Source organism: Pantoea sp. ICBG 985 (assembly GCF_002928365.1).
Taxonomy (GTDB): Bacteria; Pseudomonadota; Gammaproteobacteria; order Enterobacterales; family Enterobacteriaceae; genus Pantoea; species Pantoea dispersa.
The window spans coordinates 283,082-301,081 of the sequence record NZ_POWM01000002.1 but is presented as its reverse complement, the minus strand read 5'-3'; the positions used below and the strand labels follow the sequence as shown (position 1 = coordinate 301,081).

Annotated in this window: 15 protein-coding genes; 6 read left to right on the top strand and 9 right to left on the bottom strand. The window is 60.2% G+C overall.

Annotated elements, in window-relative coordinates; genetic code table 11:
* The first annotated feature begins 3 nt into the window (after nt 1-3).
* Genes C1Y42_RS07450 through C1Y42_RS07425 form a run of 6 tightly spaced genes read left to right on the top strand, consistent with a single transcriptional unit; the run spans nt 4 to nt 6,299 of the window.
* On the top strand, nt 4-1,164 hold the full coding sequence (locus tag C1Y42_RS07450) for an HlyD family efflux transporter periplasmic adaptor subunit (RefSeq protein WP_047727081.1): 1,161 nt from the start codon (nt 4-6) through the stop codon (nt 1,162-1,164).
* A 20-nt stretch (nt 1,165-1,184) separates the two neighbouring features.
* Nucleotides 1,185-2,732 (top strand): DHA2 family efflux MFS transporter permease subunit, encoded by a 1,548-nt coding sequence (locus C1Y42_RS07445; RefSeq protein WP_104093108.1) that lies wholly within the window; start codon nt 1,185-1,187, stop codon nt 2,730-2,732.
* Nucleotides 2,733-2,750: 18 nt separating this feature from the next.
* Nucleotides 2,751-3,410 carry a paraquat-inducible protein A gene (locus tag C1Y42_RS07440; protein WP_195765224.1) on the top strand — a complete coding sequence of 220 codons (660 nt, stop codon included), beginning with the start codon at nt 2,751-2,753 and terminating at the stop codon, nt 3,408-3,410.
* Nucleotides 3,407-4,030 (top strand): paraquat-inducible protein A, encoded by a 624-nt coding sequence (locus C1Y42_RS07435; RefSeq protein ID WP_047727079.1) that lies wholly within the window; start codon nt 3,407-3,409, stop codon nt 4,028-4,030. The genes C1Y42_RS07440 and C1Y42_RS07435 overlap by 4 nt, the downstream gene beginning before the upstream one ends.
* Entirely contained in the window at nt 4,027-5,688 is a 1,662-nt protein-coding gene (locus tag C1Y42_RS07430) for an intermembrane transport protein PqiB (protein ID WP_104093107.1), read from the top strand. Before C1Y42_RS07435 ends, C1Y42_RS07430 begins: the two co-directional genes overlap by 4 nt.
* A complete protein-coding gene (locus tag C1Y42_RS07425) occupies nt 5,685-6,299 on the top strand; it encodes a membrane integrity-associated transporter subunit PqiC (protein WP_047727077.1) in 615 nt (204 codons plus the stop codon). The genes C1Y42_RS07430 and C1Y42_RS07425 overlap by 4 nt, the downstream gene beginning before the upstream one ends.
* A gap of 234 nt (nt 6,300-6,533) precedes the next feature.
* Here the strand turns inward: C1Y42_RS07425 and C1Y42_RS07420 are convergent, their stop codons facing one another.
* From C1Y42_RS07420 to C1Y42_RS07380, 9 genes are all read right to left on the bottom strand, one after another.
* Nucleotides 6,534-7,457, bottom strand: a complete 924-nt coding sequence (locus C1Y42_RS07420; protein ID WP_199188966.1) for an SDR family NAD(P)-dependent oxidoreductase — start codon at nt 7,455-7,457, stop codon at nt 6,534-6,536.
* A 70-nt stretch (nt 7,458-7,527) separates the two neighbouring features.
* Entirely contained in the window at nt 7,528-8,757 is a 1,230-nt protein-coding gene (locus tag C1Y42_RS07415) for a lipid A deacylase LpxR family protein (RefSeq protein ID WP_199188965.1), read from the bottom strand.
* Nucleotides 8,750-9,709: an MBL fold metallo-hydrolase gene (locus C1Y42_RS07410; protein ID WP_104093105.1), complete on the bottom strand. Its 960-nt coding sequence runs from the start codon at nt 9,707-9,709 to the stop codon at nt 8,750-8,752. Before C1Y42_RS07410 ends, C1Y42_RS07415 begins: the two co-directional genes overlap by 8 nt.
* Nucleotides 9,710-9,858: 149 nt before the next feature.
* Nucleotides 9,859-10,695: a MipA/OmpV family protein gene (locus tag C1Y42_RS07405; RefSeq protein ID WP_229692546.1), complete on the bottom strand. Its 837-nt coding sequence runs from the start codon at nt 10,693-10,695 to the stop codon at nt 9,859-9,861.
* 257 nt (nt 10,696-10,952) lie between these two features.
* Nucleotides 10,953-14,042: an efflux RND transporter permease subunit gene (locus tag C1Y42_RS07400; RefSeq protein ID WP_104093104.1), complete on the bottom strand. Its 3,090-nt coding sequence runs from the start codon at nt 14,040-14,042 to the stop codon at nt 10,953-10,955.
* Complete coding sequence (locus C1Y42_RS07395; protein ID WP_047727069.1) at nt 14,039-15,172, bottom strand: efflux RND transporter periplasmic adaptor subunit; 1,134 nt, start codon at nt 15,170-15,172, stop codon at nt 14,039-14,041. The genes C1Y42_RS07400 and C1Y42_RS07395 overlap by 4 nt, the downstream gene beginning before the upstream one ends.
* On the bottom strand, nt 15,169-15,690 hold the full coding sequence (locus C1Y42_RS23695) for a TolC family protein (RefSeq protein ID WP_047727068.1): 522 nt from the start codon (nt 15,688-15,690) through the stop codon (nt 15,169-15,171). Before C1Y42_RS23695 ends, C1Y42_RS07395 begins: the two co-directional genes overlap by 4 nt.
* On the bottom strand, nt 15,690-16,280 hold the full coding sequence (locus C1Y42_RS07385) for a TetR/AcrR family transcriptional regulator (RefSeq protein ID WP_047727067.1): 591 nt from the start codon (nt 16,278-16,280) through the stop codon (nt 15,690-15,692). The genes C1Y42_RS23695 and C1Y42_RS07385 overlap by 1 nt, the downstream gene beginning before the upstream one ends.
* A gap of 837 nt (nt 16,281-17,117) precedes the next feature.
* Entirely contained in the window at nt 17,118-17,708 is a 591-nt protein-coding gene (locus C1Y42_RS07380) for a TetR/AcrR family transcriptional regulator (RefSeq protein ID WP_047727063.1), read from the bottom strand.
* Between the last annotated feature and the right edge of the window lie 292 nt (nt 17,709-18,000).

The following is an 18,000-nucleotide window of genomic DNA, read 5'->3' as shown; positions in this document are numbered from 1 at the left end:
GCCATGTCTGAATCCACCAACACCATTGAACAAGATGTTCCCGCTGCAAACAATACTGCTGCGGATAGCAGAACGCAAAACTCCAAGAGAAAGCGGCTATTTCTGGGCCTGCTGGCGAGCGTTGCTACGCTCGGTGGTGGCTATTACGCATATGATCTTTTCGTCGCATCCCGTCATGCTGAAACCGACAACGCCTACGTTGGGGCCAATATCGCGCAAGTGACGCCACTGATCGGTGGTCCTGTACGCGAAGTGCTGGTGGATGACGCTGTGCCCGTGCGGCAGGGCGACGTTCTTATTCGACTGGATGATACGGATGCCAGAATCGCGCTAGCACGCGCCGAAGCGCAACTGGCGTTAACCGAGCGCCGCGTGCGCGGACTTATTGCCACCGATGGGGGCCTTGACGCGCAAATAGCGGCACGGGCTGCCGACGAAGTGCGCGCCCAGGCGCAGGTCTCTTCTGCACAGGCTGATCTTGCCAGAGCGAAAATCGATCTTGACCGCCGCAACGCCTTGGCTGAGTCGGGCTCCGTCTCAGGCGAAGAGTTGACGACAGCGCGCAATGCCTACAGCACTGCGCTCGCCAGTCTGAGAGTTGCTGAAGCAGCCCGTACGCAGGCCGCGGCCAATCGTGCCACTGCCATCGGGAACCGTGACGCCAACCGGGCACTTATAGACAAGAGTACACCTGACACCAATCCCGAGGTGCTGGCAGCCCGTGCTGCACGGGAGCAGGCTCAGGTCGACCTCGAACGCACCATTCTTCGTGCACCCGTTGATGGGATCATCTCCCGTCGCCAGGTGCAGGTTGGTCAGCGTGTGCAGCCTGGTGCAATGTTGATGGTCGTGGTCCCGATCCACGCCAGCTATGTGGACGCTAACTTTAAGGAGGGTCAACTCAGGAAGGTTAAGCCTGGCCAGTCAGTTAAGCTCACCTCAGACCTCTACGGTAATAGCGTTAAGTATGACGGCAAAGTCGTCGGTTTCTCCGGCGGTACCGGCTCGGCCTTTTCTGTAGTGCCGGCGCAAAACGCAACCGGCAACTGGATCAAGGTCGTCCAGCGCCTGCCAGTGAGGATTGCACTCGATCGCAAACAACTTGCAGAGCATCCTCTTCGTGTCGGTCTGTCTATGACCGCCGATATCGACGTTTCCAACTGATTGCGAGGAACCAGACGATAATGGTTGATTCCATGTCTCAGCATGAAAATCCAACCGCCCGGTCATTAAGGGGCGGGAAACTCATCCTCGCCGCTATCCTGATCGGGCTGGGCAATTTTTTGGTCGTACTGGATACCACTATCGCCAACGTCTCGATCCCCCATATCGCCGGCGGGTTAGGGGTCTCGTCCAGCCAGGCAAGCTGGGTTATCACCTCCTACGCAGTGGCCGAAGCGATTACTGTGCCGCTTACCGGGTGGCTCATGCGCCGCTTCGGTGGTTATCGTGTGTTCATTACCTCTTATCTGGCCTTCGGCGTGCTCTCGCTAGTGTGTGGCCTGTCGGGCACGCTTGGCATGCTCGTCGCCGGGCGCATATTCCTGGGTTTGGCTGGTGGCACGATCATTCCCCTGTCGCAGACTCTTCTGCTGCGTATCTTCCCACCGGAGAAGGCGACAATCGCGACAATCATATGGGCGATGACAACCACAGTCGCACCGATCGCCGGCCCCATTCTTGGCGGCACGATCTCCGATAACATCGGGTGGGAGTGGATATTCTTCATCAATGTGCCGGTTGCTGCCGCCGGTGGCCTTGGACTTCTGTACCTGATGCGAGGCCAGCAGGAAACGGTCACCCAGTCTCCGATTGATGTAGTGGGTCTTGGCCTGCTTATTGTGTGGGTTGGTGCTCTCCAAATCATGCTTGATGAAGGCCGCAACCATGACTGGTTCGCTGCAACAGAAATCCGCGTGCTTGCCGTGATTGCAGTAATCGGCTTTGTCGCCTTCTTGATATGGGAACTAACTGAGAAAAACCCCATCGTTAATCTGCAGGTGTTTCGCCATCGCGGCTTCGTCGCTGCTTCCGTGACCTATTCCGTTGCCTTCGGTGCATTTTTCGCGGGCATTGTTCTGATCCCGCTTTGGCTGCAGCAAAACATGGGCTACACCGCCACATGGGCAGGTTACGCCACTGGAATCATGGGTATCTTCGCGGTACTTAGTTCACCCGTTATCGGTCAGGTCGCCGGAAAGCTTGACCCTCGGTTAATCGTATCGATCGGAGTGTTGGGGCTAGGCGGCATATCCGCATGGCGCGTGGGATTCACGCCCGACATCACCTTCCTCCAAATGGCGTGGCCCATGCTGTTAACGGGACCATTCCTAATGATGTTCTTCATTCCCGTCACCGGCCTGTGCATGGCCAGCGTCAAGGCAGAGGAACAGGCCGACGCCGCCGGGATCTCGAACTTCATGCGCACGCTCGCCGGCGCATTCGCGACCTCGATAGTTCAGACCGGCTGGGCTAGCGCGACACGTGAAAACCAAACCGAGCTGGCCAGCGCGATGACGCAAGGGCAGATTACCCTCGACGGCATGATGGCAAGCGGCATGTCGAGGGAAGCCGCCACGGCCATGTTGACCAGCATCGTCGAGGGCCAGAGCGTCATGCTAGCTACGCTCAATATGTTCGCCGCGATTGCCATCTGTTTCGCCTTCGCAGCCGCATTGATCTGGTTCTCTCCGAGACCAAAGGGACCCATTGACATGAGCGGCGGCCACTAGAAAGACGGGTATGCGACTTTGACAAAGAAACTATATGTCTCCGAGAGCCTCGCGGTGTTTCCGGACCTCGTTGTCTGCGAGCACTGCGATAGCGTGTACCGGCGCATCGCTCTGACCTCGGACGAGGTGGCACGCTGCGACCAATGCGCCGCCATTCTCTACCGTGCCAACCGTCTCGATGTCGATCGCTGGCTGGCGCTGACCCTCACCGCGGCCATCTTGGCCGTGATCGCCAACGTGTGCCCAGTCGTGCGCATCAGTCTGCAGGGGTTGCACAACGAGGCCACGCTCTGGCAGTCGGCGGCGGCGCTCGCGCACGGGCCAGCCTCTCCCATCGCAGTGCCGACGGCAATATCGATCATTGTGGCGCCACTCATCCAGATCGGTCTGCTGGCCTGGGTACTGACTTATGCTCGCATGGGACGTCGCGCACCAGGTTTCGCGCAGGCAATGAGGATACTGGTCATGCTACGCCCCTGGAGCATGATCGAGGTCGGTCTACTCGGCATTTTGGTGGCAGTCATCAAACTGTCTAGTTTTCTCCAGGTGGCTCCTGGACCGGGTATCTGGGCTACAGCCGGGTTGATGCTGCTGATCACGTTGATCGCCAACCGCGACGTCCATTGGCTGTGGGACCTGACTGAATACAACCGGCCGCGCAAGGCGGCACTTGTATGACCCCGCCGCCTCGCGCAGGACAGCTGGGCGTCCTCGGCTGCCATACCTGCGGGCTGGTCTGCAAGGACACGCCCGCTGATGCCGGGCGTGCGCGTTGTCCGCGCTGCGGGGTAGCACTGCATCGCACACACCCCGACAGCATTGCACGCGCCTGGGCTTTGTTGATCGCTGGTGTGATCTTCTACATCCCGGCCAACGTGTTGCCAGTTATGTATACCAGCTTACTCGGCAGCGGGACCGACAGCACCATCATGGACGGTGTCATCGAATTCTGGAAATCAGGATCTTACGGCATCGCCGTGGTTATTTTCATCGCTAGCGTGGCAGTCCCTTGCACCAAGTTTCTTGTCCTCGGACTGCTACTGATTACTTCACAGCAACGCAGCAGCTGGGCCAGGCGCGAGCGCGCCAAGCTCTATCGCCTCGTTGAGTTGATTGGTTATTGGTCAATGCTCGACGTACTGGTGGTAGCTGTAATTGCCGCATTGGTCCAGTTCCCGGGCCTGAGTGATATCGAGCCACGCATTGGAATTTTCTTCTTTGGCATGGTGGTGATTCTGACCATGCTCTCGGCCATGAATTTCGACCCTCGCCTAATATGGGATGGTGACAAGGAATGAACGACGTGCGCACACAGACGCAAGAACCACGCTATCCCACTGTGAACCAACGCCGCTGGCGAATTTCGCTAGTTTGGCTGGTGCCAGCCTTGGCCGCACTGATCGGTCTGTCCATGCTGGCGCATGCTTGGCTATCGGCGGGTCCCGAAATCACCATCACCTTCCGCACGGCGGCGGGACTGGAGGCTGGCAAAACACCGGTCAAATACAAGGACGTGACTGTGGGCGCGGTAACGGCGATAACGCTGAGTGACGATGGATCACACGTGGTCGCCACGGTATCATTGGCCAAGAGCGCGGGGAGTCTGACACGCAAGGACACGCGGTTCTGGGTCGTCCGCCCGCGCATCGGAACCGGGGGGGTATCAGGCATCGATACACTGCTTTCTGGTGCATACATCGCAGTTGATGCAGGATCGGAGCAGGCGTCCAGCAAAGTGTTTACCGGCCTTGAAATGCCGCCTACGGTGATTGGTGGAATGCCCGGGAAGTCATTTATCCTGCATACCGAGGATCTGGGATCGTTGGACGTTGGCTCGCCGGTTTACTATCGGCGCATTCAGGTGGGCCGTGTGGCCTCCTACAAGCTTGATGATGATGGCAATTACGTCAGCTTGCAGGTCTTCGTCGACGAACCCTACGACAGCTTCGTCACTACCGACACCCGGTTTTGGAACGCCAGTGGGGTAGATGTCTCGTTGGGTGCCGACGGGCTCAAGCTCAAAACGCAATCCGTGGCCACGATTGTTGCGGGCGGGATTGCCTTCGCCGCCCTCCCGCGCACCCAGGATAATGTTGAAAAAGCGCCTGAATATGCGCAGTTCACACTCTCTCCAGACCAGGCCAGCGCCATGGCGCCGCCGGATGGTCCGGCGCAGTATGTCGAGCTACGCTTCGATCAGTCGTTACGCGGCTTGTCCATCGGTGCTCCCGTGCAATTCTCAGGGGTAGATCTGGGCAAGGTTGTCTCCATAGACCTCGACTACGATCCGAGCACGCGTCGCTTTCCCACGACTGTTGGCATCGTGGTGTACCCCCAACGGCTCGGACGTCTGCTAGATAAGCTGCCGGGTACAGATACCGAACAACAAGCTGCACAGTTTCTGCGTGATATGGTCCAACATGGTCTCCGAGCACAAGCGCGCTCGGGCAATCTACTGACCGGGCAGCTCTATGTTTCGCTGGAATTTTTTCCGGATGCCCCGAAAAGAACGATTGACGTATCGGCACGGCCACTAACTGTTCCCACGATCAGTGGAAGTTTCGATCACTTGCAGGCGCAGGTGGCCAATATCGTCGCCAAGATCGAGAAGATGCCGCTCGACTCGATTGGGCGCAACCTCGATACCACACTGGCAGAATTGGATAAGACCCTGAAGCAAGTCAATGCCCAGACGTTGCCACAAACCACTCGTACCTTACTGCAGGCTCAGCAAATCTTCGGAGCTGCACAAGGTGCACTGGCTGAGGATGCACCATTGCAGCAAAACCTGGGCCAGACGTTACAGGAGGTGCAGCGGGCGTCACGCTCACTGCGTGTGCTCACCGACATGCTCAGCAGGCATCCTGAATCCCTGCTGCGTGGCCGACCAGTTGATCAGTCCTCGCCACCAACAGGAACTGACAGGACAACCGCTTCACAGGAACCCCTTCGATGAATTATTTCCGTCTTCTTGGGCCTGCCGTGCTTGCCTTGCTCCTGAATGCTTGCACCTCCGCGCCGATCCATTACTACACGCTTCTCGCACCGTCTTTAGGAACAGGGACGGTGGAGCCACCTGCTCCTTTCGTGATTGACGTGTTACCTGTTGGCATCCCGTCACAGTACGACCAGTCGCAACTGGTGGTGCGCCAGGGCGGCACAGGCGCCGTCGTCCTTGATGGCGAGCGTTGGACTGGCTCATTCGATGACGAAATTCGCAGTGCTTTGTCGTCGGCGCTGACACATCAGTTGGCCACTCAAGATGCTGCGGGGTTGCCCCCGCCCTCTGCCAAGCCTGTAATGAGGATCAAGCTCCAGCTTCGGCGGCTCGATGCCTGGCCCGGACAGCGGGTTCAGCTCGATGCCGACTGGAGTTTGAGCTTCGCGAATGAGCAGGGAAAACCACGACTAATTTGCCGTAGCCAATTGGGGGAGCCTGCACCAGGTGGCTATGCTGAAATGGTTCAAGCCCAACAACGTATGATCGCAGCCCTTGCGAAAAGAATTGCGACCAACGCTCGTGCGTGGGAACGTTCACGCCAAGGACTTTGCACGGATCGGCAGTAGTAGTAATAACTTAAAACCCTGTGTTCCTCCAGAAGACTAGGCTTAATTCAACGAGGTGAGCACCTACATCAAGCAAGGTTTCTCTTGAATCTTCAATCCGACATCGCGATATAGCATCTGGGACTAAGCCCGCCCTGCCCCAAAGCGGCGCCGACCAAAGTGTGAGTCAGGTTGTCCACGACAAGAAACTCCCAGTTTGGTTGTTTATTGGCCGAATCGGCCCTCTTGAGAAGCTCATGCAGACGACTCCTCCAAGCCCACCATCACGGCACTCTCGCGCCACAAGCGCTCCTGGGCCTCACGGTCGCGAGCCAGCTCCGAGGGATCGGGAAAGGTGGGATTACCCTTGACGAGGGAGATGTAAATGCGTCCATCCGGCAGGGAAAGCGTTCCGAGCGCCACGTCGGACAGCATTCGACCCGAGTGCTCGGGCGCATTCATCACGAACTCGGGGCGGAAGAGACCGACCAGAGGGAAGATCGTGCGCATCACGATGCCAAGGAGCGCCTTCTGCAACGCAGACGCCTCGCGGCCGGCAGCGCCACCCGTTAGGCCCGGGTTGAAGGCGATGACCTCGATCTGGCGCGCCACCAACGTGTCATGCCGGGCCAGGGATAGTGCCGTCATCAGGTTGCACAGTTTCGAGGCCGTGTAGGAGCGTATGCCGTCGCCCGCCCCGCCTTTTGACGGATGCGCCCACTCCTGAAGGTCGAGTGTCTTGGGGCCGATCGCCTTGATGGGTGGGTTGTGCATGTTGCTCGACGTGATCACCACCCGGCCCTGCTCGGCAATGTGCGGCAGCAGGAGCCGCGCCAGCAGATAGTGGGCAAGGTGATTGACCGCGAACGTGAGGCCATAGCCCTCAGCGCTTCGCTTGTCAGCGGCCGTGCCGTGCAGGCCGGCATTGAGGATAAGGATGTCGATGCGCTTGTCACCGAGCTGCCGTATCACGGCACCAACAAAGTCACGGACGCTGGCCAGAGAGGAAAGATCGAGTGGGAGCACCTCGACGCCCTTCGGCACTGTGCGGTTGTTTCCTCGCGCGCCCACGATCACTCTCGTGTCAGGAGAAACGGCGAGATCCTGGAGGGTGAATACACCAAAGCCACTTGTGGCTCCGGTCATCACGACGACATACTGCGAGTTCACGGGTTCCACCTCGTTTCTCCTTGGGTCAGACCATCTGCGCGACGGTCTAGTCGCTGCAGCGAGAACGCGATTTCTTCCATCAGAACCGCCTGCCAATGGTGAAGCTCCCAAAGGCCGGCCGCTCGCGCTGTCCATCGAACTCGCGGGTCCGGTGGTAGCGCGCGAAGGCGAAGCGCCAGTGGCCATGGGTCAATGCGAAACCGAAGCCGATATCTGCAACCAGTGGGCGCTTGTCCACGCTGTGGCTGGAGCGGAAGGTATTGCCGTCAAGCGTGATGTCGCGCAGGACCCAACGCGCATCGGCAGCGACGAAGAAGTGGCCGCGCCAGCCCTGTGTCGGGCTCGTGCGGATCGGCGATGTGTTTTCACCCGCCGGCCGCAATGACGCCGTACCGAAGTCGTCCGGCATCAAGTAGCCGAACCGAAACTCAATCCCGGTATTGGCGTAGGTGGCGAAGTTGCCCAGACTGCCGCCCCAATGGGCGATCGCATCCCACCGCCATGGGCCAGCAGGCTGCTGCAACGCGAAGCGCTTGCGCCGCTCGTGAATGAACTGGACCACGGGTTCATTGTGTAGTTGGTTGTCCCAGCCATTGAACCTGTCCACGCCAATGACGCCGTGCCACCAGTCCTGAACTTCTCCGGCTTTGGCAGCCGGCCCCACGATGCCCAACCGTAGTTGCGAAGTCCGCAGGTCGTCACCTTTTCGAGCGTTGTAGCCCACGCTGAACATCAATGCGCCAGCGTAAGGCCGGTCGTCTGCAATGAGTTCGCGCGGCTCGCGGTCGGTAGGCGTGTACATCATCTGACCGAGTCCGATGGTCATGTTCAACTCATCGAACCCGCCAGGCTGCAAGCCGGAAAACGCGTGGTTCAACCGTCTGGCGATATCGGGCAGGCACGGGTCGTCCGCACGGTGGATCAGGTTCGGCGAAACCAGCGTGAGCAGGAAGCCATTGGAGTAGCCCTGGTCCTGCCCGAGACCGCCGAACATATCGTTATCGATCCGCAGATTCACCGTGGATTCGGCCGCAATGCCTTTGCGGTCGCAGCGCTCCTCAGCCAGCGCCGAGCCACTCCAGAGCATTGCCCCAATCGCCATCCAGCCTTTCCACGCAGGGGATTCACTCGCTACATGTGGCAAGCGGCCAGAGCGCTTCGCCGCCAGGCGAACGGAGCACAGCGTCTCCAGTTCGGGCACTTCTGTCTGGCACATGACCGGCTCGCATGCGCCGTCGATGAAGCGTTGTCGGCGCGGCGTTGCAGCACGTGACGGCGCGGACCGCCGCTGTAGAGCCGGCTTATTCATTTGGACGTCGCACTTCTGCGGTTTCGCCAACGGCGAGAACCCGCTTTCCTGATGCAGTCAGCCTAAGTCTTTCCCACTCCGTCGCCAGGCGAACCGGAGGTTCATCGAGCGGTTCGTAGGTCAACTTGAACGTCCCCCAGTGCATGGCGAAAAAGCTCCGCGCACCCAGGTTCAGATAGGCCTGGACAGCTTCCTCTGGATTCATGTGTTGCGCCCGCATGAACCAAGCCGGTTCGAAGGCGCCGATCGGGAGAAGCGCCGCGTCAATCGCCGGAAAGCGACGGCCGATTTCCCGGAAGCCGTCGAAATATCCCGTATCGCCCGAGTGATAGACGCAGGCGGATGGCCCTTCGACAACGAATCCGCCCCACAGCGTTTCGTTGGCGTCGGTGAGGCCTCGACGGCTGTAGTGCTGAGCAGGCACGAACGACACCTTGGTGGAGCCAAGTTCGATGGATTGCCACCAATCCAATTCGCTTGCGGGAATGCCCTTCTTCGCCAGGAACGCCTGCATGCCCAGACCGGCGATTACCGGCGCACCGACCTGCTGTACGGAGGGAAGATCGAGGTGATCGTAGTGGTTGTGCGTGATCAGCACGGCGTGGATGGGCGGTAGATGCTCGGGCAACACGCCGGCCGGAACATTGCGCCCCCCTGGCCCCAGGGCAAGGTCGCCAAAGATCGGATCAATGAGAAGCGACTTGCCCTCTAGCTGTACCAGCCAGCTTGCATGTCCAATCCAGGTAAGGCGAGCGCCTTCGCCCGGTCCCGGCGGAATCGCGATCCCTGCGAGGTCGGCCTCGATACGCGGGACGGGTGCTTTTCTTGAAACACCACGGCCACGCCCGGCAAGGCTGTCCAGGACCAACATGCGAAATGCCGGCACCACCGTACCGGGAGCCGCGCTGCCGTCGAGATTCCTGAAACGTCTGGAGCCATTGCGAGTTGCCATAGCTACCCCTCTCACAAAAGAAGATCGAGATGAACGCAGTTGGAAGTGGCCCGCCAGCACACATTCCCAATGCCCTGCGTCCCGCTCATTTCGAGTCAAATCCCAAACACGGCAAAAGCCCACAACGGGCCATGCCATGAATCGCTTTCTCAGAACCGATACAGGTAGCCGAGTCCCACGCCGTACTGCGTGCTCTTTTCGACCAGCGGGCTGTTGCGGATCGAACTGCCCATGTGCTTGGCGCCCATATCGAGGAACACCGTGTGCTTGGGCACAGGCTGCCAGTCAACGCGCAGTCCGATTTCGGTATTGACCGAGGAACTGCCGCTGGAGGCCGGGCGCCAGCTTTGCGCTTCGTCCGACCTCACGCCGTAGTAGTAATCCACGTACTTGCTGTCCACCCACTCGGCCGCGAGCCGCGGTGTCAAACCGATCGGACCTGCGGTGAAACGCCGATCGATCTGCAGCGTCGCCCGCGTTCCCTTGCTGTTGCTCATGGCATCGGTCAGCACTTCGGCGGACAGGTTGGCAATGCCGGTGCGCCAGATGGCGGCACCGCCGACCCAGAAGCTGGAATCCCGGTCACGCATACCCGCGAAGTACGGCGAGTCGCCAGAATCGAACTCCTCCATGAGATACCGGCCACGCAGCCTGAAAGACACCGGCCCCAACGACGGGAGCTTGACGTCCAGGCCAGGGCCGGCCACCTGAATCCACTTGTTCTCATAGGTGATCATCGGCAAGCCACGCACGCGGTTATCGAAGTCCCGGTAAACCCGGTACTGCATGCCACCGGCGACGCCGATCCCCCACGTCGATTCACTGCGCTCGGCTTCGGCCATGGCCTGGCCTCTCGCGGACTTCTTCGTGTCGTCGGTCTGAGCAAATGCGGCTGGGGCGGAAAAAATGCCAGCGACCAGAATCGGCAACGCTGCATAAGACGGATGGCGTCGCAGCCGGGCTGCGCAATGAAGGCGTGATGACATGATTGATCCCTTTCAAGGAGAACGTGAAAAATGCCTCTCCCCATGCAGGGGAACGGCTGCTGGCAGACCGCGCCATCGAACTGCGCCGATAGGCTCGCGGACCATCGGCAGATGGCCGCACTCCACTGTCTGCCTGACTTCCATCTCGCTTTGACGACCCGACGTCGTCTCGCACCAGTCCGGCCACACGCTGCTCGCCATGCAGGGATGCGACGGACGTGCTGCGGGAGTGCCGCATCGTGGCGAAGGCTGCTGTGTCATCGTTCAAGCGCCCCCTCGCCGGCGGTTGCGCGCTCGGCGTGTCGAAAGAACCCGAGCGATGCCAGCCATTTCTCGAATTTGTCCACGTACAGGAACACCGCAGGCACGACGAGCAGGCTCAATGCGGTCGATGTGATCAGGCCGCCGATCACCGCCATGGCCATGGGCCGGCGGAAGCTCGAATCCGCGCCAAGCCCCAGCGCGATGGGCAACATGCCGGCGATCATTGCGATGGTGGTCATCACGATGGGGCGCGCGCGCTTGTGGCACGCGTCCAGCAAGGCGTCGTGAACCGACAAGCCGCGATCGCGCATGCCGATGACCGCATACTCGACGAGCAGAATGGAGTTCTTGGTGACGATCCCCATCAGCATGACCAGCCCGATCATTGAAGGCACGCTCAACTGGCTGCGCGTGACCAGCAACGCGAGGAACGCACCACCGATGGACAGCGGTATGGCCGAAAGTATGGTGATGGGCTGGAGGAAGTCCCTGAACAGCAGCACCAGCACGCAGTAGATGCACAGGACACCGACCACGAGCGCAATGCCGAAGCCCGCGCCGAGTTCGGCAACGATCTCTGCATCGCCGGCCTCGACCACCTTCACGCTGGACGGAAGGGACTTGATCGACGGCAGGTTGGCGGCTGCCGCTTGCGCCGTTCCGAGTGCGGTGCCCCCCAGGTCAGCCGAAATGGTGACGTTGCGAAGGCGGTCGTGCCGGTCGATCTGCGCAGGACCACTCTCCACGGACAGACTGGCAACGCTGGCAAGTGGCACCGGCCCGTCGCGGCCCGGAACACGCATGTTGCCGATCGTGTCAATGTCCTGCCGTGCTGCATCGGGAATGCGCGCACGGATATAGACCTGCCGGTTGTCCAGGTTCAGGCGCGCGACCTGCGAATCGAAATCGCCGCTCGTCGCCACCCGTACCACGTCGCCGATCGCTGCGGTCGTCACGCCACGCTCGGCCGCGCGCTCCGGGTCGGGGCGGATGATGATCTCGGGACGTTCCAGGCTCGCGGTGGAGGCGATGCCCGTGAGGCCCTTGACGTCGCGCAGTTCGGATTCCACCGCCTCTGCGCTCGCCTTGAGCACCTCGGCATTGTCGCTGGCGAGGATGATCGAAAGTTTCTCACCCGGCCCTCCACCACCAACAGCGAAGCGCGCGCCTGCAACGTTGAGCAGGCGCTCTCGCACAGCTTTCTCAATGACCTGCTGCGATGGCCGATCGCCACGCGGCCCCATCGTGAGCGTGAGCGACGCCCGCCGAACTTCGCCAGCACGCGTGCCTCCTGGCCCGGCACTCTGCGCAGTGCCCACCGTGGCGAAGACGTCAGCGATGCCATCGACATCGCTGACGGCCTTGCGCGCAAACTCGGCAACCGCCAATGTGTCCGCCATCGAACTGGCCGGCGGCAACTCGATGCTCACGGTCGTCGTGCCACTGTCGGAGGCCGGGATGAAGCCCGTCTCGATGAAGGGTACAAGGGCGAGCGAAGCGGCCAGAAAGATGACCGCGCCGCCCAAGGTGGTCTTGCGGTGCTTCAGGCACCAGCGCGCCGTTGCCATGTACCAGCGCATGACCCGGCCATCTTCCTTCTCGGGAATCGGCTCGGGCTTGAGCAGGTAGGCTGCCATCATTGGCGTGAGCAAGCGCGCGACGAGCAGCGACGCGAGCACGGCGATCACGGCGGTCCAGCCGAACTGCTTGAAGACCAGGCCGCCAATGCCGCTCATCATGGCGGTCGGCAGGAAGACGACCACCAGGCTCATGGTGGTCGCCATGACGGCCAGGGCGATCTCGGTCACGGCATCCTCTGCTGCCTTCCGAATCGATTTGCCCATGTGCCGGTGGCGCTCGATGTTCTCGATCTCGACGATGGCGTCATCGACCAGGATGCCCACGACCACCGCAAGCGCCAGCAGCGTGACGGTGTTGAGCGTGAAGCCCAGCCAGGCCATGGCCGCGAACGCGGGCAGGATGGACAGCGGTAGCGCGGTCGAGGCGATCAGTGTCGCGCGCCAGTCGCGCAGGAAGAGCCAGACGACGATCATCGCCAGGATGGCGCCTTCGTACAGCATCGCCATCGAACCTTCGTATTGCTCCAGCGTCTGGCCGACCGACCCCGAAATCTCCGTCAGGCTGAGCGCCGGGTCGGCCTGCTGGAGGCTGGCCAGGGCCTCGCGAACGCCCTCGGCCAGCCGCACTTCGTCAAAGCCCCTGGCGCGATACACGCTGAAGCCGACCACGTGCTTGCCATCAAGCAAGGCCGCGTGCGTGGGATCAGCCTGACCATCGATGATGGTCGCGATCTGGTCCAGCCTGAAGCTCGTGCCGTTCGACAGCGAGATCCGCAGGCCCGCAAGCTCCGATGCCTGGCGAACCGTGGCGATCGTGCGAACCGACTGCTCCTCGCCGCCGAGCTGTCCGCGGCCACCAGAGGACTGCTGCTGTACCTGGCGCAACGCTCGGGAGACATCCGCCGCGGTGATGCCAAGGGCAGACATGCGCAGCGGATCGACCTCGATCCGAACCTCGCGTTCGATACCGCCAAGCCGCTCGAACCGGCCAACACCGGACACGCCGAGCACGGTCTTGGCGACTGTATCGTCCACGAACCAGGAAAGCTGCTCCTCGCTAAGACGGGAGGAAGCGATGGCATAGGTGAGCACCGGAGCACCGACGCTGTTGGACGCGCTGACCGTCGGTTGTAGCAGATCAGGCGGGAGGTCGGAGCGAATGCCGTCCACCGCGTTCTTGGTCTCGATCAGCGCGTCCGACAGATTCTTTTCCAGTACGAATTGCACCTGGATCGACACCAAGCCATCCGTGACTGATGTGGTCAGATGGTTCAGCCCGCTCAAGGTCGCGAGCGCGTCCTCGACCTTGCGTGCGACCTCCGCTTCGAGTTGAGCGGGGGCCGCCCCCGGCTGCGACAACGCTACCGTAACCATCGGCAGATCGAGGTCGGGCAAGTCCTGCGTGGGCAGCTTCTGGAATCCCCACAATCCGGCGAGCGCCAGCAGCGCGAACAGCAGGATCGAGGGTATGGGATTGCGAATGGACCAGGTGGCGAAGTTCATGGCTTGGCCGCTCCTGCCGGACGGCCTTGGGAGATGCGCACCAGATCACGATCCTTGAGGAACCCTGCGCCCTGGACGACGACATGTTCATCCTTGCCAAGCCCGTCGGTGATCTCGACCTCCCGGCCATTGCGCCGGCCGACAGTGACGCTTCGCAGCGACACCCGGGGCGTTGAGCTGGCGTCGGCCAACGCGAGCACATGGCTGCGCCCATCGCGAATGACGACGCTCTCGGCGGGCACGACCAACGCCGCGCCGCTCCCCAGCCCAAGGCTGCCGCTGGCGTACATGCCAGCCCGGGCCGAGCTACCTGGTCGGAGGTCGGCATAGACGATGGCCAGGCGCGAGGCGCTGTCCAGCACGGGCGAAGTCTGTCGAACGGTCGCCGTCGCGGTGTTGCCGTCGGGAAGTTCAAGAGTGACTTCCTGGCCGATCTTGACTTGGGCCAGTTGTCCGGCTGTCAGCTCGCCACGCCATTCCAGGCGCGCCTGGCGAATCATCCGGAACAGTTCCTGGCCCACCGGGACGACGGTGCCGAGGGTCGCCGTTCTGGCGCTGATGACACCATCATCGGGCGCCCTGACGTCGGTGTAGCGCAGCCGTAGCGCATTGGCCGCGAGCAAGGCATCGGCGGTCTTGGATTGGGTCACGAGCTGCAGCACGTCCTGATCGCTGATGGCGCTGCTACGCTGCAACGCCAGACCGCGCTGGCGGTTGGCGGCCGCTTGATCGGCATTCGCCTTCAGTTGCGCGTGTTCCGCCTCCAACAGCGCGCGATCGAAACGGGCGATCACCTGGCCCTTTTTCACAACGTCCCCGACGTTGACGCGAACGTCGATGAGTTGGTAGCCGCCGATCTGCGAGCCGATGCTGGCTTCTTCCCATGCGGCGATCGCGCCGGTGGCTTTGATTTGCAGCGGCCAGGACACCTCGCGTGGCGCGGCGCTCGTCACGGTGAGCGCTGGCGTGGCGGCGGGAGTAACTTCGGCCGGGCTCCGATCGCGCTGCACGAAGACGAGCGCCATCGCCGCCGCAACGACGGCGATGGTCCCGATGGCATACGCGACCCGGTTCCTGCGCAGGTGACCAGGAGTGGGCGAATTGCGGGGGTGCACTTGTTCTGAGCTCATCTGCGATTACTTTCGTTGCGGGCGATAGGGGTGTCGGCCATGTTTTGGGCCGCCGGCGGCTCCGGTGCCGCCGCCGACAGCGGCGGATTCCCTGCGGCACGCACGAGGGAACCCCAGGATCGAGCGCGATCAGAAGCAGCCGAAATGGCGCTATCCTGCACACTGTTTAACTGCAGACACGAGCACTCCAGCTCGAACAGGCTGATGGCACCGGCGCGATACCGAGCTTCATTGGCTTGCAAGGCGATGCGAGCTACATCGGTATCCTGTAGGGGCATGTCCACACGCTGCTGCGCCGACGACAAAGCAGCCAGAGCGTCCTCGACGTCACGGGTCACGTCTTCCGTCGCACGAGCACGGCCCCAAAGATCAAGCTTCCAGGCGGGGCTGGCACCTAGGGAACACTTGGTAGCGTTGATTGTCTCAGTGCTACCGACGCAAAGTACTGCGGCCATCACACACGCCTCAAGCTGCGGTCCGCGGCCCCCGAGACGCGTCAGATCGTGCATCGTTGCCATCACAGCTCGTGCACCAGTGAGAACGCTTTTGCCATGATCGGGCACATGTTTGCCTGCCCACCGCCGGCGTACCATTCATCCAAGGCTGCCGTCCATGATGACGTCGCCGCACCAACGATGATGCGCGCCTCCAACAGGCTCAGGCCACGCTCACTGCATCGCTCAGCTAGTACAGTAGCAAGCGCCACCTCCCGCTTTATTCGTTTCTCGCACTCCTTGGCGAGTAAGGACGGATCTTCCTTAAGGAGTCGCACTTGAGCGAAAGCCATGTCAGGTTTGGCGTCATAGAGTTTGAGCACCGTCCCAAGCGTTTCGCAGACCGTATTCAAGGGGCTCTCCTCGGCTGGCCTGCCCCTCAACTCGTCGGCTAACTGAACGTTCTTTTCTTCATGCCCGGCAAAGACCAGATTCTCTTTAGTTTTGAAGTAGCGAAAGAAGGTGCCCCGCGCAATGCTTAGGGGCTCCACGATCTGCTCGATGGTGGTGTGGGTGAAGCCTTGCTTCAGAAAAATCACGAACCCGAGCTTGGACAACTCCCTGCGGGTGCTCTCCTTGTGTTTTTCGCGTAGGCCTGAGTTTTCCTGTGTCATGGATGAATCCCGCCTAATATGGCACCGAGTGACAATAATGCATTATGAGACAATTGTCACTCAGTGTCAAAAAAAGGAGTTTTGGCTGAATCGGCCCTGTTGCCGTTTCATTGGCTTCAGAGGAGAGAAGCTCTATGGAAGACGTATCCTAAGCCACGGTTGAGCCGTGCGAACCTATTCGCATGCCTCATGCGAAATGGTGCGAGTCAGCCAAAGCGTAAGGCCGTACTGTGGAGATTTTTGGTATCTGATCAAGGTCAGACGATGAGGCCCCTGTTGCCCTCGGGAGCGAAAACAGTAATGGCCTCGTACGCGTAATGCCAGCATGATCTGACTGAATATGCTAAGTTTCGACCGATACCGCAACTCACACGTGCCGTCTTCACTGCAGCTCCGTACTGCGGCACATCCCGAACAGCATTAGCAACCTGACCGATCGTGACCCATTCGTGCATGCGGCTGCGCAATTGCAGATCAGCACGAGGGCAAGCAACCATTCGATCATTAGCAACGAACACCCTAAAAATGTACTGGCGCAGTCTAAAGACGGCGTGGTGCCTTATGCCAGTGCACACCTCAAAGGCGCGTTGTTCGGGAGGGTCTTTAAGTCATGGCACAAGCGTGCAGGGAACATCTGAGGCGATATTGAATGTACGACGCATCCTGTTGGATGCTTCTCTTGTCGGCCACAAGCCATCTCTGCTGCGAGGGCTGTTGATAGGAAATGCAAGGCCTTCTGTACGATGCGAAACAGCCGGTATGGAAAGCCCCCGGAACATGCTCCAGGGCAATGGTACACCGGTCAAAGGCAATGCTGCGCGTCAGCTATGGTGGTGATCACAGCTCATGTACCAAGGCGAACGCACTTGTCATGATGGGCCTCAGGTTTGCCTGCCCACCATCTGCATACCACTCATCCAGCGCTGCCATCCATGCTGACATTACCGAACCAACGATAATGCGCGCTTTGAGGGGACTCAACCCCTGCTTACTTTCTCGCTCCACCAATGCAGCAGTAAGCGCCAACTCCCGCTCCATCCGCTTTTCGCATTCTTTGGCGAGCAAGGCCGGAGTTTCTTTCAGGAGGCGTACCAACGCAAAGGCGAGGTCTGGATTCGCGTCATAGCGTATGAGGGTTGTCGCTATGGTTTCGCTGACCGCGTCCAAGGGGCTCTCCTTCACGGGTCTGCCCTTCAATACCTCGATCAACTCAATCGTCTTCTCTGCGTGCCACGTAAAAACCAATTCCTCCTTCGTCTTGAAGTAGCGAAAGAAGGTGCGACGCGCGATGCCAAGCGGCTCGACGATCTGCTCGATCGTGGTGTTTTCAAACCCTTGTTTCAAAAACAATTCCAGTCCGATGTTGGACAAGTCCGTTCGGGTACTTTGTTTTCGCCTTTCACGAAGGTTGGGGGTCTTCGCTTTCATTCAAATTGCCCTGCCTTCATGGTATTGAGAAGCACTTATGCACAATGAAAAATGGACCTCTGCGCCAGAATAAAGTGAAAATGGACTGAACACCGCGTCTTCGACGTGCGATACACTTCTTGGTAAACCATAACACAAAAGAAAGGACCTCTGGAAAAAACACTGGAAGTTGAGGCTGAGCGGTGTAAGCATCGGCCGGGCAAATTTATGCCAGTTATAGCTCGAAACCGCTGCGAGGGAAAGGCCGACTGCATCAGCGCCTGTTCAAAAGAAGTGTTCGTGCTTGAAATCC

Excerpts from the sequence above, each read along its gene's own strand:
- C1Y42_RS07450 (WP_047727081.1), top strand. The coding sequence starts at position 4 with ATGTCTGAATCCACCAACACCATTGAACAAGATGTTCCCGCTGCAAAC.
- C1Y42_RS07445 (WP_104093108.1), top strand. The coding sequence starts at position 1,185 with ATGGTTGATTCCATGTCTCAGCATGAAAATCCAACCGCCCGGTCATTA.
- C1Y42_RS07435 (WP_047727079.1), top strand. The coding sequence starts at position 3,407 with ATGACCCCGCCGCCTCGCGCAGGACAGCTGGGCGTCCTCGGCTGCCAT.
- C1Y42_RS07430 (WP_104093107.1), top strand. The coding sequence starts at position 4,027 with ATGAACGACGTGCGCACACAGACGCAAGAACCACGCTATCCCACTGTG.
- C1Y42_RS07425 (WP_047727077.1), top strand. The coding sequence starts at position 5,685 with ATGAATTATTTCCGTCTTCTTGGGCCTGCCGTGCTTGCCTTGCTCCTG.
- C1Y42_RS07415 (WP_199188965.1), bottom strand. The coding sequence starts at position 8,757 with ATGAATAAGCCGGCTCTACAGCGGCGGTCCGCGCCGTCACGTGCTGCA.
- C1Y42_RS07410 (WP_104093105.1), bottom strand. The coding sequence starts at position 9,709 with ATGGCAACTCGCAATGGCTCCAGACGTTTCAGGAATCTCGACGGCAGC.
- C1Y42_RS07405 (WP_229692546.1), bottom strand. The coding sequence starts at position 10,695 with ATGTCATCACGCCTTCATTGCGCAGCCCGGCTGCGACGCCATCCGTCT.
- C1Y42_RS07400 (WP_104093104.1), bottom strand. The coding sequence starts at position 14,042 with ATGAACTTCGCCACCTGGTCCATTCGCAATCCCATACCCTCGATCCTG.
- C1Y42_RS07395 (WP_047727069.1), bottom strand. The coding sequence starts at position 15,172 with ATGAGCTCAGAACAAGTGCACCCCCGCAATTCGCCCACTCCTGGTCAC.
- C1Y42_RS23695 (WP_047727068.1), bottom strand. The coding sequence starts at position 15,690 with ATGGCAACGATGCACGATCTGACGCGTCTCGGGGGCCGCGGACCGCAG.
- C1Y42_RS07385 (WP_047727067.1), bottom strand. The coding sequence starts at position 16,280 with ATGACACAGGAAAACTCAGGCCTACGCGAAAAACACAAGGAGAGCACC.
- C1Y42_RS07380 (WP_047727063.1), bottom strand. The coding sequence starts at position 17,708 with ATGAAAGCGAAGACCCCCAACCTTCGTGAAAGGCGAAAACAAAGTACC.